This window comes from Prevotella heparinolytica (genome assembly GCF_004342845.1).
GTDB lineage: Bacteria > Bacteroidota > Bacteroidia > Bacteroidales > Bacteroidaceae > Bacteroides > Bacteroides heparinolyticus.
In genome coordinates, this window is record NZ_SLXB01000002.1 from 165,599 (window position 1) to 182,531 (window position 16,933).

General features: G+C 45.8%; 13 protein-coding genes. 3 read left to right on the forward strand and 10 right to left on the reverse strand.

Going from position 1 to position 16,933, the window contains the following annotated elements:
* From EV202_RS02190 to EV202_RS02200, 3 genes are all read right to left on the reverse strand, one after another.
* Entirely contained in the window at positions 1-1,263 is a 1,263-nt protein-coding gene (locus EV202_RS02190; RefSeq protein ID WP_131925126.1) for a carboxypeptidase-like regulatory domain-containing protein, read from the reverse strand.
* A gap of 418 nt (positions 1,264-1,681) precedes the next feature.
* On the reverse strand, positions 1,682-2,446 hold the full coding sequence (locus EV202_RS02195; RefSeq protein ID WP_131925129.1) for a nucleotidyltransferase family protein: 765 nt from the start codon (positions 2,444-2,446) through the stop codon (positions 1,682-1,684).
* A 5-nt stretch (positions 2,447-2,451) separates the two neighbouring features.
* The gene (locus EV202_RS02200) at positions 2,452-3,882 is read right to left on the reverse strand and encodes a RapZ C-terminal domain-containing protein (protein ID WP_106068563.1); all 1,431 of its coding nucleotides are present in this window, start codon (positions 3,880-3,882) and stop codon (positions 2,452-2,454) included.
* Between the two features lie 113 nt (positions 3,883-3,995).
* Here EV202_RS02200 and EV202_RS02205 point away from each other — a divergent pair, with 113 nt between their 5' ends.
* Positions 3,996-5,399, forward strand: a complete 1,404-nt coding sequence (locus EV202_RS02205; RefSeq protein ID WP_131925133.1) for a cobyrinate a,c-diamide synthase — start codon at positions 3,996-3,998, stop codon at positions 5,397-5,399.
* 41 nt (positions 5,400-5,440) lie between these two features.
* The gene (locus EV202_RS02210; protein ID WP_106068562.1) at positions 5,441-6,019 is read left to right on the forward strand and encodes a cob(I)yrinic acid a,c-diamide adenosyltransferase; all 579 of its coding nucleotides are present in this window, start codon (positions 5,441-5,443) and stop codon (positions 6,017-6,019) included.
* A gap of 8 nt (positions 6,020-6,027) precedes the next feature.
* On the opposite strand, the gene pncB is transcribed toward EV202_RS02210, so the two are convergent.
* The gene (pncB, locus tag EV202_RS02215; RefSeq protein WP_131925136.1) at positions 6,028-7,197 is read right to left on the reverse strand and encodes a nicotinate phosphoribosyltransferase; all 1,170 of its coding nucleotides are present in this window, start codon (positions 7,195-7,197) and stop codon (positions 6,028-6,030) included.
* Between the two features lie 323 nt (positions 7,198-7,520).
* Positions 7,521-9,833 (reverse strand): translocation and assembly module lipoprotein TamL, encoded by a 2,313-nt coding sequence (gene tamL / locus EV202_RS02220; RefSeq protein ID WP_131925139.1) that lies wholly within the window; start codon positions 9,831-9,833, stop codon positions 7,521-7,523.
* A gap of 165 nt (positions 9,834-9,998) precedes the next feature.
* Here tamL and EV202_RS02225 point away from each other — a divergent pair, with 165 nt between their 5' ends.
* On the forward strand, positions 9,999-10,760 hold the full coding sequence (locus EV202_RS02225) for an RNA methyltransferase (RefSeq protein ID WP_131925142.1): 762 nt from the start codon (positions 9,999-10,001) through the stop codon (positions 10,758-10,760).
* Here the strand turns inward: EV202_RS02225 and EV202_RS02230 are convergent.
* From EV202_RS02230 to ileS, 5 genes are all read right to left on the reverse strand, one after another.
* Positions 10,711-11,037 (reverse strand): hypothetical protein, encoded by a 327-nt coding sequence (locus tag EV202_RS02230; protein ID WP_131752613.1) that lies wholly within the window; start codon positions 11,035-11,037, stop codon positions 10,711-10,713. The genes EV202_RS02225 and EV202_RS02230 overlap by 50 nt on opposite strands.
* Positions 11,038-11,068: 31 nt before the next feature.
* The gene (locus tag EV202_RS02235; protein ID WP_131925145.1) at positions 11,069-12,040 is read right to left on the reverse strand and encodes a DUF4296 domain-containing protein; all 972 of its coding nucleotides are present in this window, start codon (positions 12,038-12,040) and stop codon (positions 11,069-11,071) included.
* Positions 12,037-12,669 carry a lipoprotein signal peptidase gene (locus EV202_RS02240; protein WP_106068557.1) on the reverse strand — a complete coding sequence of 211 codons (633 nt, stop codon included), beginning with the start codon at positions 12,667-12,669 and terminating at the stop codon, positions 12,037-12,039. The genes EV202_RS02235 and EV202_RS02240 overlap by 4 nt, the downstream gene beginning before the upstream one ends.
* 2 nt (positions 12,670-12,671) lie before the next feature.
* The gene (locus EV202_RS02245) at positions 12,672-13,052 is read right to left on the reverse strand and encodes a TraR/DksA family transcriptional regulator (RefSeq protein ID WP_106068556.1); all 381 of its coding nucleotides are present in this window, start codon (positions 13,050-13,052) and stop codon (positions 12,672-12,674) included.
* 71 nt (positions 13,053-13,123) lie between these two features.
* Positions 13,124-16,609 carry an isoleucine--tRNA ligase gene (gene ileS / locus EV202_RS02250; protein ID WP_106068555.1) on the reverse strand — a complete coding sequence of 1,162 codons (3,486 nt, stop codon included), beginning with the start codon at positions 16,607-16,609 and terminating at the stop codon, positions 13,124-13,126.
* Positions 16,610-16,933: the final 324 nt, after the last annotated feature.

Sequence of the window (16,933 nt, forward strand, 5' to 3'; positions counted from 1 at the left end):
TCAGTTGGACTGTTTCCTCAATTTATTGACGGCATTCTCCAGCGATTCCGTCGGTTCTATGATATTATAGTTCTTCCAAAAATCCTCGTTCCAATACTCGTCCACCAAGTCGTAGAACACTTGCTTCTGTTTGAAAGCGTTCCGTCCGGAGATACCCGTCTGCGGATTATCGTCTCGGTCGGTGATCACCATTTCGGAAAAAGCGGTGTAGGTGGAAGAGAACAGCCGTTTCTGCCAATCGCATTTAAAGCGGATGATATTTCGTATATAGTTCAGATAAGTACGGTCGCCCTGCTGCTTATAAGTCACCAAATAACTGACTTCCTGCGGGCGGAATCTCAACCCGACAGGTTTTTTGTGAAGAATGGCCTCTACTGCTTTCACTTTGTTGGCCATGTCCAGTTCAAATTCGGCACGGGTAAAGGAGAGGCGTTCATAGTCAATGTAGAGCTTCCCGATGAAGAGTGCGTACATCAGGCTGACCCGCGGGCGGAAACTGACGACATACTGCATCCGGTTGTCCAGATTCACCGGTTCCTCCATCCGAAAATCATAGTAATTCAGATTGTCCGGGCTGAGCAAGGCGTCGCCGTTCTTCACCACGTCCAGATAGAGAGAAAGATTGGGACCTCCCACTACTTTAACAGCCAGCGTGTCGCTTAGTTTCTGGCTCATCAAGCGGCGTCCTTTGAGGAGTTGTACCCTATCACGATTGACGTCACGCTCGTCATATGCCGTTTTGTAGACATTCATCACGGCTTCGGAGACATCGATATAACGGCGACGCTTTTGCACGGTTTCCCGGTAGAAAGCAGTCAGCATATTGTCTGTGGCCGCATAGTTGACGGGGATTTTCCTGATGGCTTCCTCCACAATGATGCGAGGATTGTTTCCGTAGACCACAATCTCGCTCAGCAGGTTGGGAGCCGGTATCATCCAGATGGTCAGTTCGTCCGGCTTTTCCAATTCTTCGAGAGAGAGGTGCGTATTGAGGTAGCCAATGTGGGAGAATTCCACTCCACGGAAGCCTTCGGCAGTGCTTACTTTGAGAGAAAAAGTGCCGTCTTGGTTGGTCACTGTGCCCATGTTGGTGCCGATGACGGATATATTCACATTTTCCAATCGCTTCCGGTTTTCCTTGTTCCTTACCACACCGGTTATGGTAAGGTCGTTCACGGCGGCATCTTGTGCTGCCAGCGGGGTGAAGCTTCCAAACATGCAGAGCAGCAAACACCCGATTGTAAATCCGGCAAAGTTTTTCATAAGGCAAGAGCTTTTAAAGGGTTTCTACCAATAAGAGCGCTCCGGAAAGAAAAACCCTACACTTTTTTGCCCCGAATCAGATTTTGTTTTGATTTTATTTCCACTTTCTTCTGCGCATTGTTTCAGGGATATCTTTATCTGTTTTCAGGAAGAGTATGGCGGGCTGTCGGTTTAATGGAAAAAACCTTTCGAGTCCTTATGAAAAGATTGTTCGTAGCAAGCAGTAAACTTTGTCCGAAGCCGGGATGAATCTCTGTTCGCGCACTGCGGACACAAAAACGCAACCTGCGGACACATATCCGCACCGTGCGAACACATATCCGCGCACTGCGAACAAAGATCCGAGTATAAGGAAAGCAAAACTTGTCCTGTAAGTTGAAGTGTGTTGCGAAAGGAGCTGCTTGGAAGTTCCGACTGCTTACAGGGGATTTTCGGCTGAATCGTGGTTCATATACAACCACTCTTCCGCTTTCTTCAGCGTCTCTATTTTCCCCACATCAAACCATTGTTCTCCTTGCGGCACGTATCCCTGCACACATGCTTCGCGGCAAACGGAGAGGTAAAAAGGTATGATGGAAAACTTTCCCGTCCACCGCTCATCGTCCATGAAGCGGAAAAGAGAGGGAGAAATGACGTGAATACCGCCGAAAGCCAGTTCGCGAAACTCCTTTTCCCCGTAGTCGAAGCCCTCCGGCTTCACCTCTCCGGTAGACTTGTTGACCCACCCCTTCAACCGGAGGTTGTCGTCGAAGAGCAGATAGCGCGAGGTTTCCCGCTTGCTGACAAGCAAAGTAGCCTCTGCCCCACTCTTCACATGATGGCGATAGAAAGCGGCAAGGTCTGTTTCTGAAAGGATGTCGGCATTGTGGACAAGAAAAGGTTCGCTGCCATCGAGAAACGGACGTGCTTTGCCGATACCTCCACCGGTATCGAGCAGCATATCACGCTCGTCACTGATGTGGATGTTCGTCCCGAAATTGTCATGAGCACGGAGGTAGTCGATGATTTGCCCGCCGAAGTGATGGATATTGACCGTTATATCGTTGAATCCTGCATCTTTCAGCCGCAGTATCACCCGTTCCAACATAGGTTTTCCCGCTACGGGAACAAGCGCTTTGGGTGTATGGTCGGTCAGCGGACGCAGGCGTGTGCCCAAACCGGCAGCAAATATCATTGCTTTCATAAGCACTAATTCTTTGCTTTGAATGTTTGTTCGATATTCTGTTCGCGGTGCATCAGGTTCACCTGTACGCCGAATTTCTCATTCAGATGTTCGGCCAGATGCTGTGCCGAATATACGGAACGGTGCTGTCCGCCCGTGCAGCCGAAGCAGACTGACAGGCTGGTGAATCCGCGTTCCATGTACCGTTTTACAGAGGCGTCGACCAAAGCGTATGCGTGTTCCAGAAAGTCAGTTATCTCCCCATCGTCTTCGAGAAAACGAATGACAGGTTCATCCAATCCCGTAAAAGGCTTGTAACGGTCGTATTTACCCGGGTTGTTCACCGCACGACAGTCGAATACAAATCCCCCTCCGTTGCCCGAAGGGTCTTCGGGAATACCTTTCTTATAAGCAAAGCTGGTGACTTTCACTACCAGCCGGCGTTTTTGCAGGTCGTCCGTAAACTGTTTCAATTCGGTAAGTTCACGCAATATCCGGCAGAGATAGGGATATTCGGGATATGGCTCTTGCAACAATTGGCGCAGATTCTCGATGGCAAAGGGAACACTCTGGATAAAATGCGGCTTCTTCTCGAAATATCCCCGGAAACCATAGGCTCCCAGCACCTGCATGGTACGAAACAGTACGAAATGACGAAGTTGGGCGTAAAAATAAGCCTCATCTACGGGCCGGTATTTGCACAGTGCATCAAGATACTCTTTCAGAAGTTCCTTGCGAAGGCTGTCCGGATAGTTGGCTTTGGCCTGCCACAAGAACGAAGCCACATCATAATAGACCGGACCTTTCCGCCCGCCCTGAAAGTCGATGAGCCACGGCTCTCCATTCTTTATCATAACATTGCGGCTCTGGAAATCGCGATACATGAAGGTGGCCGAGCTGCTACGCAGCAGTACGTCCGCCATCTTCTGGAAATCATCCTCCAAACGGTCTTCCTGAAACTCCATCCCCGTGGCCTTGAGAAAACAATATTTAAAATAGTTCAAATCCCACAGGATGGAACGGCTGTTGAACTCTGCTTGCGGATGGCAGTATGAGAAGTCCATCCCGTCGGCGCCGGCAAATTGTATGGCCGGTAGCAGTCGGATGGTTTTACGCAACAGTTGCTTTTCGTCCTCACCGAAGACACTGGTCTTGCGTCCTTTTTCGATGGCATTGAACAGCAAGGTGTCTCCCAAATCCTCTTGCAGATAATATATCTCGTCTTCGGAGTGAATAACGACTTGCGGCACCGGCAATCCTTTTTGGCGGAAATGCCCGGCCATGTATAGGAAAGCGCGGTTCTCTTCCACCGATTCGCCGCTCACGCCAATCAATGTGAGGTTTCCCGTAAGACGGAAGTAACGGCGGTTGGAGCCGGAAGAAGGAAGTTCGTCAATGTGTTCCGGCTCGTATCCGGTATGCGTGATGTAGAGTTTTCTCAGTTCTTCGGTTATCATGGCGTATGTTTATTTTGGCAGCTAAGATAAGGTTTTTGTCGGAGATATGTTTACCTTTGTGGAAGGAAAAAAGAAAATGCAGGATGTCGTGCCTGCCGAAGCGGTTAGAAAGGATGAGAAGCATACCCCAATTTTTAATAGCTGCACCTGCATCGGGCAGCGGAAAGACCACCGTCAGTCGCGGACTTATGGCGTTGCTGGTGAGGAAAGGCTTTAAGGTGCAGCCTTTCAAGTGCGGTCCGGACTACATAGATACCAAATATCACACCGCCATGTGTCACCGTCCCTCTATCAATCTGGACACTTTCATGGCATCCGAAGAACACGTGCAAGAACTGTATGCCCGTTATTCGGCAGATGCCGACGTAGTGGTTGCGGAAGGAATGATGGGAATGTTCGATGGCTACGACCGCAGTCGGGGATCCTCTGCCGAGATAGCGGAACTGCTTCATCTTCCCGTGGTGCTGGTCGTCGATGCCAAGTCTGCCGCTTATTCCATGGCTCCTTTACTATCCGGTTTTATTCATTTCCGTCCGGAAGTAAAGATAGCAGGCATACTGTTCAATCGGGTGGGTTCGCCCAGACATTATGAGATGTTGCAAGAAGTCTGTTCCGACCTTAATGTGACCTGCCTCGGCTATCTGCCCAAACAAAAACTTTTGGAACAAGATACGCGCTATCTGGGGCTCGACTTCAGCCACTTGAAAGATATGGAGGTGAACACTCTTGCCGACCTTCTGGAACAATACGTAGACTGGCAATTGCTGCTGAATGCAACCATGCGTCCCTTGCCGGAGAGGAAGAATGAAAAAACGGAAACGGACAACAGAAAACTACACATTACCGTAGCTTGTAACGAAGAATCTTTTTCTTTTCTATATGCCGAGCATTTGGATATACTGCACCGTATGGGCACTGTCACCCTTTTCAATCCGGAAGAGAACCTCCCCTTGCCTCAAGATACCGACTTGCTTTATTTACCCGGAGGATATCCCGAAAAGCATGCGGATAGACTGTCGGCAGCTCGTTGTACCTTAAAATCCATCCGAGAATACATAGAAGCCGGAGGCAAAGCTTTGGCCGAGTGTGGCGGAATGATGTATCTGTCTCAAGCCATCTCCTGCGACGCGGAAAGCATGCAATCTGCGGACAGACGCATGGTACACCGAATGGTTGGCGTCTTTCCTTTTTACATTTCGGCCGAAACCCATGACAAAAAACTGTCGTTGGGCTATCGGCAATTTCAATACAACGGAAAGCAACTGCGAGGGCATGAGTTCCACTATACCCAATTCGGTAAGAAAGGACTGGCCTACACCGAGTGTTTCAAGGACTACGAAGGCGACTGTCTGCCGGAAGATGAAGGAAACTGCATGCTGAATTTGCCTGATTCTGTCGCACAAGTATACAACGCCAAAGGACAGCCGGTAACCACTCTTGTTTTCCGATACAAGAACGTCATTGCCAGCTATACACACCTCTATTGGGGAGAGACCGACCCATTGTCTCTGTTCTGAAAAAACAAATAACTGATAACATAAATTTTTAATCCTTTTTTATGAAAAGAATTTATACCAGAACCGGCGATAAAGGCACCACAGGCATTCATGGCGGTGCCCGTGTTCCCAAAGACGATATACGCATCGAAGCCAACGGATGTCTTGATGAGTTGAACGCCATTATTGGCATTGTACGCTCTATGCTTCCTTCGGGAGATGAGCGATATAACCTGCTGCATGCCATTCAATGCGAATTGATGACGGTGATGAGCCATGTAGCCACTCCTTCGGGTACGGTAAATCCCAATCCGCTTTCAGTTGCCGAGCTCACTTTGCGTTGCGAGCAAGAAATGGATGCCATGACCGTCTTGCTACATGATAACGGCTATTTCCTTTTACCCGGCGGCACTCCCCTATCTGCCCATCTGCAATATGCCCGCACCATCGCTCGTCGTGCCGAACGCCGCTTATGGACACTCCATCGACAAGATTCCGTGAACAAGGATATACTATGTTTCGTCAATCGTCTATCCGACCTCTTCTTCGTGATGGCACGCATGGAGATGCAACGGCAAAACTGGCCGGAGGAGAAATGGAAAGAGTTTGCGTATAAGAGGAAAAGAGAGACGGAAAAATAGAGAGGGGATCAATGCTCATTCAACCTCAAGTCATACAAGCATGCTCTGACTTCCGCCTCACTACCGATATGTTTTCCCGCATCATCCGACAACTTTACGCATTCGCGCCATTCCTGATTGGTATTCATCTTGCATCGGGTCAGTTTCATTACAATGTTCGAAGGCTTGAATCCGGTGTCGTTCGTCAGATTGGTACCGATGCCGAAGGCACAACGGATTCTGCCTTTGCAGTATTCTTGAATGTCGAGTGCTTTGCCAAAGTCCAGTGCATTGCTGAATACGATGGTTTTGGTAGTAGAGTCAATACCCAATTCGTTGTAGCGTGCCACTAACTTATCGGTGAAAAGAAATTCATTGCCCGAATCACAGCGTACACCGTCAAACAGTTTGGCTTGTTTACGGCTCAGATTGTTCAAAAAGATATCCGATGTATAAGTGTCGGACAAAGCAATGCCTAAATCTCCGTCATACACATTCACCCAGTTTTCCAACGCCATATAGTTGGCATGTTTGTAGCCGAACTGGGCACCGTGGAACATAAACCATTCGTGCGGATGTGTCCCCATCGGCTTCATGCCGTGTTTCATGGCAAAATAGCAGTTGGATGTTCCTGTACAATACAACGAAGCCTCTTTCAGATAGCCGATGACTCTATCCTGTACATCGAACGAAAAGCGCCGACGCGTACCGAACTCCGAAAAACTGATACGATGTTCATTGGAAAAGATCACCTTTTCGGACAGCTTGCAGAGGATATCTTTCATATCAGGTACATTACCCAATGTACGATTCTTCAACTCCGAAACAAGAGCAAGCAGAGGAACCTCATAAAGGGTGGCCTTGTACAGATAGTCCGTGATTTCAATGTTCAAATGCTGTTCCTCGTCCAAATGTATTTTGACTTTCTCTGGGTGGAATCGGAAAGAAGAAAGCCATTCCCAATAAACTCTCGGTAAGAAACGGCAGTGATGCACCATATACTCCAATTCTTCATCGGACAAAGCAATCAATGCCATGTCGTTCACAGCTTGACGCAATTTCGCGAGGAACTCAGTTGTATAGACTGTTTCGTCCCTGTCTCTGAAACTGAAAGTTCCCACAGCATAAGGAAACAACTTGATGTAGGCATACGAAGTTGTGAATTTGTAAAGATCTGTATCGAGTATGGTATGAATCATTACGGGATTTTTTTATAATCTTTGAGTTTTCAGTACTTTAGAAGCTGAAATAAATGCAAACAAGCTCCTATTTATATTCATAAAAACATTTTCTCTATTCAGGGCATGAAGATAGCGATTTTTTTTGTTTTTCGGGCACAAAACTGTTAATAACGGGATATTCTTATTAAACCGTGTTATAAATTAAGCCATTACGCTCCGTTCTTTTGGAGATATGCAGAAAGTACGTATATTTGCAATGTGTTTTTCATAGTATTAGATTTAAGGTTAACAAAAGATTGGCTGTCTGGGATAGATAGCCTTTTTTTATGCCCTCTCCATTCTCAGAACGGATACCCTACTGCAAAATGAAAAGCAAAATCACGGCTGAATCTCGGATGTATAATCGGATAATGCTCTTTTTTATTTGTATATGCCGGGTTCACAGCTTTCATACCTCCGTCAAAGCGCAATACAAAGAAATCTAAATCAAGACGCAATCCCAAGCCGTAGGCTACGGCAATCTGCTTGTGGAATTTATCTATTTCGAATTTACCTCCCGGCTGATCTTTGTAATTTCGTATGGTCCATATATTTCCGGCATCTACGAAAAACGCTCCTCTGAGTTTCCAGAACAAACGTGTACGATACTCAATACTTGCATCCAATTTAATGTCTCCGGTTTTATTCAAAAAGTTTTTGCCATCCCCACTGTAAGTCCCCGGACCCAGATCGCGTACCGACCAACCGCGCACACTGTTTGCACCACCGGAAAAGTAACGTTTCTCAAAAGGAACGATAGATGCATTTCCGTAAGGCATAGCAATGCCGGCACCTAAATGAAATGTCAGAGAGTTACGGTAATCAATCGTCCAGTTTTTGGCAAAATCGAAATCACCTTTAAGATATTGTGCAAAAGGAATATTCAGTAAAGTATATTCTCCCTCGTCGTTTTTCTTCATCCCTCCTACCTTCGCCAAAGCATAGAGCAGATTTCCCGCCGATTCAAGGTTCAGACGAACGGCATAAGAGTTACCGGTCAGGGAATTATTGATAAATCCCCTCCCGGCACTGTGATAAGTATAGCTGTATCCGGTTCGTACAATGAAACGGTCTTCATAATTATACCTTAGGATGTAGTTTTCATCTTGTTCCAGATATGTTTCTCTGAATTCCTCATCTATCCAAGGCATGTACAGATAATTAATATCCAGCAAGTCAATGCGATGTTGCGAGCGTTGTTGCTGTACCCCCCATTTGTAACTCCAACCGGCAGAGGCCACGATACGAGTGAACTCAGGTCGCATTTGGTAGTTGTACTGTAAGCCGAACTCCGTAGTGGCTCTTATTCTCCGCTTGAAATCGTTGGAGATGAACGGGAACATGAAACGCGGAAAATTGATGGTAGCCTCTGCGCCCAGCTCAATGTAATTCTGATTCAAATCGTTTTGCAAGCCCGATACGGCTTCGTATGCTCCACGCAATTTGAGCATAAACGCTTCCGAACCCCTGAAGACATTACGGTTCTGAAATGACACGGATGCCGCCGCACCCAAATCACCGGCAGAATTAGTTCCTTCTACTTCGAATGAGACAGCCTGATGCTTGCTTTTTGTCAGCATTACGTATGCATCCAGCGTAGGATGATTATTCTGTTGTGTCTCGAAAAAACGGATATTCGTATATTTCAATACTTGCAGACGTCCGAAATTGGAATAAGTGCGTTGCACATCCCGCTCTTTATATAAATCTCCGGGAGTGATGTACAAATTGTTGGTCAGTACCTTGGGACGTAGATACAATTTATCTTTATAGTAAATAGGAAAGCCTTTGTAGTGTAATGAGTCGTTCACTTCGACACTGTTTAGAGCGGGCGATTGCAACATGTTATAATCCGTAATGAAACTGACCTTATTTACGGTATATTGCCGATGAGGTTGCGGTTTATCTTCGCTGTGTTGTCTATATGGAATCAAGGATAAGGTCAAGTCAACATAATAGCTGTTCCGCACAGTATCGGCGGTGTACGAGATGTATTCCTTATTGAATTTATAATATCCGTTTTGCAACAAGATGTCCGTAATGCGCTGGCGTTCCGCATCCAATACATTGACATCAAAGCGCATGCCTTCAGATAAAAGGGTCAATACAGAGTCTTGCCGGACGTACTGTTTTATTTTATCGTCTTGAATATCATATTTTATAGAACGCACGATATAAGGCTTTCCGGTAGTAACCTGATAAGTCAACTTCATTTTCTTCTTCTTAGTTTGGCGCACAGGAATTACCGTGGCTCTCATATAACCCATGTTCTGCACCGCTTTAGTGATTTCCTCTCCGGTACGGCTGGTTTCTTCTTCGCTATAAATGACAGGGGCGTCTCCTAATCTTCGCAAAGTGCGGTTGATGCTGCGCGTAGAGTCGCGTCCCGACCAATTGTATATGTACAGTTGAGTTTTTATCAAGCTGAACCACTTGGAGTTAGGGGTCTGACGAAAGTATATGGACAGATTGGAAGGTTTCACTTCTTTGTTGTCGGTGTGTATGCGCACTTCGTCCAATAAATACGAACCGTCCGGCACATATTTGGTAGATGAACAAGAAGCCAATAGGAGTAAAACAGTGGCAAGTATCGTGTAGCAGAAGCCTTTATCCATATCAATTGATTGATTGCACATAAACAAATGCAAATATACTTGTATTTTTTCTCACCTGAGTCAAGTGTCCGCTTAAATTCTCTCTTTTCTTTCTCTTTCATTTCCACACAGTTTGTTATGTTCCACGAAAAAGAGTATTTTTGTCCGAATAATAACATTGATTTCATGGCACTGAGTAAGAACCGCATAAAATATATCCACTCTTTGGAGTTGAAGAAGAACCGCAAATCCGATAAGGTTTTTCTGGCCGAAGGGCCTAAACTTGTCGGCGATTTGTTGGGGCATTTTCCCTGCCTTTTTCTCTTGGCAACTGCCGAATGGCTTTCTCAAAACAGACCTCTCTCGGTAGCAGATGTCACCGTGGTTTCTGAAGAAGAGTTGTCGCGCGCCAGTTTGTTGAAAGCCCCCCAGCAAGTATTGGCGGTGTTTCGGCAACCGGATGACGAATGGGATGCTTCCGTCATCAACCATTCGCTTTGTCTGGCTTTGGACGATGTGCAAGATCCCGGTAATTTGGGTACTATTATCCGTCTTGCCGATTGGTTTGGGATAGAGCATATTTTCTGTTCACCCAATACGGTGGATGCTTATAATCCTAAGACGGTACAGGCAACGATGGGAGGAATTGCACGTGTAAAATTGCATTACACTTCTCTGCCCGAGCTGATCGGTTCGCTGAAAGACGTACCCGTTTACGGTACTTTTTTGGATGGTGAAAACATGTATTCCCTTCCTCTCTCCTCTTGCGGATTGATCGTGATGGGCAACGAAGGAAACGGGATAGGAAAAGAAGTGGAGAAACTTATCAACCGAAAACTATACATTCCGAATTATCCGGCAGAGCGCAAGACTTCCGACTCACTGAATGTAGCCATTGCTACCGCAGTGGTTTGCGCTGAGTTTCGGCGCAGGGACGCATCGTTGTAAAATCAAAAGGAGAGAAAAGAAATGCTGTCAGAGAGGGAAGCTTTTCTGTTATATCAGCAGGAACTGTTGTAAGCTTGTTTCCGCATTTGTCAAAATCCGGCAGATCGGAATCTTTGTCGGAAAGCAATGCGATGACACCCGGCAGCCATTCGGTATTTTCTATTTCTTCAGTCAATGGGAAGATACGTACCACGTGTCCCTCACACATTTCTACGACATGCCGGCTCAAACAGCCATAGCCGGGGAAAAACAGAAAATGAGAGGCATACCGTTTCATCTTTCTTTTTATTCAGAGGAGATACTTCCCTTTAAGGGGAAACTCTTTCAACTTCTTTTAGTGTGGGACGGGGACGTATGTTTCTGCGTCCTGCATTCTCATTAACACCTGTTTCTTCATTTCCCGGAGTTTTCAAGTCAGCAGGTTGCTGCTCGATGCTGTCCTTGTGCGTAGAGTCGGGAACTTGTTGGAGACTGTCTGTTGGGGCAATTGTCAAGCTGTCCTTAGCATGATAGCGCATCAAAGAAATACGGTCTGCCAATAATGAGCGTCCATTTTTCTGGACCGGATAATAGATGAATCCACGTATTTCTTTTATTTTGCCCAGCTTATCTGCGTACAGGCTGATTGTGTTGACGCCTTCTTTTATTATTCTCCGGCCAAAGCCAATCACACTATCATTTTTCTCATACGATACCTGCATTGCCATAAAAGGAGCATACGTACTGTCTTGTATTTCATTAGGCACACCTTTATGAAAACAGAAACGGACACTCCAACGCAATGTATCTCTGTCGCGGAAGTTAGTGTCCGACGGCAAAACAAATACCACCTTGTTGTCCAAAGGCATTCCTGTCAGCCGGTAGACTTGCCGCCAAGCCCATACATCGATGCTGTCGCCGGGAAGAGATTCCTTCGGTTTGTGGTCGCGCATGGCAATCAAATGATTGATACCGTCTCTTTCAACTTTCAACCGCAGGTTTACCTTTTCATATATCTTTGCGAGAACTTCCGGATTGCGGGCAAACCAAACCATGGAAGAGTCGAAGTCGGCTTGTGTGATACCATGTTTTTTAAAAACCGATTCAATGTACAGCACCCGTTTATATTTCTCATTATACGGTACTTCCTCACCCATAGCTTTTGCTATGTGGTAGTCATAAAGCACCTCCTCCATCCGGTCATCCTGCAATACATAGTCAGGCCTTTTTACCTGACAAGCCGTCAAGCAGCACGTCAAAAGGAGTACGCCATACCATTGAATTCGATTTTTTCTTTTCATGATTTCTTTATAGCAGCATGATATGCATCATTGAAGTCCTTGCCATAAAACAGCAACAAAGCAATGATGCCACAGCTGATTGCCGCATCCGCAAAGTTAAATATCGGACTAAAGAATATGAAGTGTTGTCCACCGACAAACGGCATCCATTCCGGCCAATTGGTATCAATGATAGGAAAATAGAACATGTCTACTACTTTGCCATAGAGCCATGGAGCGTACCCGCCCCCTTCGGGCATGAAAGAGGCTATCTGTGAATGAGTGCTCTCATTGAATAGTACCCCATAAAACACACTATCGATTATATTTCCTAATGCTCCGGTAAAGACTAAAGAGACACAGATGATGAATCCGGTTTTCAGTCCCAGTTTAACAAACCTGTGCAGAAACCAACCAATCGCCGTAACAGCAGCGATACGGAATAGCGTTAAAAACAGCTTTGCAAATATTTCCATGCCGAATGCCATACCGCTATTTTCTGTGAAATAGATATAAAACCAATCGGTGATACGGATGCTTTCATGCCAATACATGTGGGTCTTGATCCAAATCTTGATTATTTGGTCTATAATCAGTACCGAGAAAATAATAAGTAGGGCTATCCGGCCTTTTGTGAAAAATTTGCTCATCTTTATTTCTTACCGTTGTTTTTGGCTTCGATGCTTAATGTAGCATGAGGCACAGCACGTAAACGCTCTGCCGGGATCAATTTACCGGTCTCGCGGCAAATACCGTACGTTTTGTTTTCAATGCGCACCAAAGCCGCTTGTAATCCTTGGATAAACTTCAATTGGCGTTGTGCCAGGCGCGTAGTTTCTTCCTTAGACAAAGTATTGGCTCCTTCTTCCAGCACTTTGTAGGTTGGAGACGTATCATCCGTATCATTTCCATCCTGTCCATTCAAGCTGGATCTCAACAAATCGTAATCACGTTGCGCCAATTCCAACTTCTCCATAATAATGGTGCGGAATTCTTCTAACTCAGCATCCGAGTATCTCGTCTTCTCTGTCATAATATGTGTTTTTTAGTGATTAGTTGCCGGCAGGAGGCAGAAAACCACCGTGCTGCCGACTTGTTAAACAATTATTTTTTTACGATGCTTGCATACAACGAAAAATCGTCAAAATTAAGTTCCGTTCCGTTTTCCACTTCGTCTATAAGCATCAGTGAAGTTCCTAAAACCTGGTTGCAAATATAGTCTTTATATTCATTTACCGCATCATCCGTTTGGGGATTTTTTGATAACGTAATATTTATTTTATCCGTTATCTCAAAGCCACTCGACTTGCGGATGTTTTGAATGCGATTCACCAACTCGCGCGCAATACCTTCGCGACGCAACTCCTCGGTTACGATCACTTCAAGAGCTACTGTCAGTTTGCCTTCGTTGGCTACCAACCAGCCGGGGATGTCTTCACTGAATATTTCCACATCGGTGGTTTCAATCACAGCTTCCTCTCCGTTCAAATTCAGCGTATAAGAACCGTTGTTCTCCAACTGCGCGATGGCTTCTTGTGACAATTCAGCCACGGCAGCAGCCACAGCCTTCATCTGCTTTCCGAATTTAGGTCCCAGTTTCTTGAAGTCGCACTTCACTTTCTTCACCAATATACCGGCGGTACCGTCAACGAACTTAATCTCTTTTACATTGACCTCGTTCATAACAAGTGCTTTTACTGCCTCGATGTGTGCATGTTGCTTGTCGTCTGTCACCGGTATCATGATGCACTGCAAGGGTTGGCGCACTTTAATGTTTACCTTGCGACGGAGTGCCAATACCATGGATGTCACGTCTTGTGCCATCTGCATGCGATCTTCCAATTCCTTGTCTATCAGTTCTTCTTTGCATTCGGGAAACTTGGATAAATGAACCGAAACTACTTTATCGCGTCCGGTCGCTGCAATCAAATCCATATACAGTTTGTCCGCATAGAACGGAGCGATGGGGGCCATCAGCTTAGCTACGGTTTCCAAACACGTATAGAGGGTTTGGAATGCTGACAGCTTATCTTGTGTCATACCGCCACCCCAGAAGCGTTTGCGATTCAGGCGGACATACCAGTTTGACAGGTTGTCGTTTACGAATTCCGAAATCAAACGACCGGCTTTGGTAGGTTCGTATTCATTGTAGCAAGTGTCTACATTTCTCACCAGCGTGTTCAGTACGGACAGAATCCAGCGGTCTATTTCCGGACGTTCGTCCTGCACGTCGGCTTCTTTGTATTCAAAACCGTCCACGTTGGCATATAGAGCGAAGAATGAATAAGTATTATACAGCGTTCCGAAGAATTTGCGGCGAACCTCTTCTATTCCCTCCACATCGAACTTCAGGTTGTCCCATGGAGAAGAGTTGGTAATCATGTACCATCTTAATGGGTCGGAACCGTATTTTTCGATGGTAGAGAATGGATCGATGGCGTTTCCCAAACGTTTGGACATCTTGTTCCCGTTCTTATCCAACACCAGTCCGTTGGAAATAACGGCTTTGTATGAAACACTGTCGAACACCATAGTGGCAATGGCGTGTAGCGTGAAAAACCATCCGCGAGTCTGATCCACACCTTCGGCGATGAAGTCGGCGGGATATACTTGGTGGCTGTCCAGCAATTCCTTGTTTTCGAACGGGTAATGTATCTGTGCATACGGCATGGCACCTGAGTCGAACCATACGTCAATCAAGTCGCTTTCACGCTTCATCGGCAATCCGTCTTTAGATACAAGTACGATATCGTCTACGTAGGGACGATGCAAGTCTATCTTATCGTAATTCTCCTCCGTATAAAGTTCGGGTTTGAAATTCATCTCCTTATAAGGATTGGACGTCATCAAGCCGGCGGCCACAGATTTCTCTATTTCGTTATAAAGTTCTTCTACCGATTCGATGCACTTCTCATCGCTGCCGTCTTCCGTGCGCCAGATGGGCAGTGGAGTGCCCCAATAGCGAGAACGGCTCAAGTTCCAGTCGTTCAAGTTTTCCAGCCACTTGCCGAAACGTCCTGTACCGGTGCTTTCCGGCTTCCAGTTGATGGTCTTATTCAGTTCCATCATGCGCTCCTTGCAGGCTGTGCTTCGGATGAACCAGCTGTCCAACGGATAATACAATACCGGTTTGTCCGTACGCCAGCAGTGCGGGTAATTGTGCACGTGCTTCTCTATCTTGAACGCTTGGTTGGCAGCCTTCATCATCATGCAGATATAGATGTCGAGCGACTCGGCAGTTCCGGCTGCTTTTTCATCATATTTACCATCAATGGTGAATTGCGGGTCGTATGCGTTTTTCACCCAACGGCCTTCGTATTCTTTATATAAATCGATATTGACACATTCGGCAATAAATCTTTCGTCCAATTCGTCAAGCAGGTAGAATTTACCTGTAAGATCCACCATCGGACGGGTTTCCCCTTTTTTATTGATCATAAACAACGAAGGAATACCTGCGGCACGTGCTACGAAAGCATCATCGGCACCGAAAGTAGGTGCAATGTGCACAATACCGGTACCGTCTTCTGTGGTGACATAATCGCCGGGGATGACACGGAAACCGTTCGCACTGGCTTTCCAGTTGCCGTCATTGTCCACGTCCACCGGTTTTACCCACGGAATGAGTTGTTCGTATTCCATACCTACCAAGTCCGTACCCTTATACTCGCCTACCACTTTGAAAGGAATGAGCTTGTCTCCGGGTTTATAGTCCTCTAATGCAATATCTTCTGCCTTTTTATTGAAGTGAGTGTAGAGTAAAGGTTTGGCCAATACTACGGTTATTTTCTCACCTGTATATCCATTATATGTTTGTACGGATACATACTCTATTTTCGGACCTACGCAAAGGGCCGTGTTAGAAGGCAACGTCCACGGAGTAGTGGTCCATGCCAAAAAGTAGGGAGTTCCCCACTCTGCCATTTCCGGTTTAGGCTGTTTAATCTTGAACTGTCCTACCACGGTGGTATCTTTTACATCACGATAGCATCCGGGTTGGTTCAACTCGTGCGAGCTAAGTCCCGTACCGGCAGCGGGCGAATAAGGCTGTATGGTATATCCTTTGTAGAGCAACCCTTTCTTATAGAGTTGTTTCAGCAGCCACCACAAAGTTTCTATGTAGCGGTTGTCATAAGTGATATAAGGGTCTTTCATATCCACCCAATATCCCATTTTGTGCGTCAGGTCTTCCCATTCTTTGGTGAATTTCATGACATCCTTGCGGCAAGCCTTGTTGTATTCGGCAACAGAGATACTTTTGCTGATATCTTCTTTTGTGATACCCAATGCTTTTTCCACACCCAGTTCCACCGGCAGGCCATGCGTATCCCATCCTGCTTTGCGTTTCACCAAGAATCCTTTCATGGTTTTGTAGCGGCAGAATATATCTTTGATGGAGCGAGCCATTACGTGATGAATTCCCGGCATACCGTTTGCCGAGGGAGGCCCTTCGTAGAAAACGAAAGAAGGGCAACCTTCACGTTCTGTCATACTTTTGGCGAAAACTCCGTTTTCGTCCCATTTTTTCAACACTTCCTTGTTTACCTCAGAGAGGTCGAATTGCGAATATTCGGCAAACTTTTTAGCCATTTTTACTTACTTGATTTTACGATTTTAAGGAGTAATCTTCCTTACATCAAAGAAACCTTTTTTATTTTGAAGGTGCAAAGTTACAAAAAACTTAGAGCCTGCTTAAATTTTCCTCAAAAAGTTTTTTTATTCAGCTTCTTTTGCGCTTCTTTTCAGCCTGTTTTTACTCTTCTGACTCGTTATAGCACGCTATCTTTTTCTTAAAACGGGAATGTCCCCAAAAAAGAATGTTATCTGAATTCTAAGACCTCAGGTAGAATGTTCATAAGAATGCTGGTATGAACTTTACATACTCTTGAGAAGATAGAGTTTGGAGAGAAATAA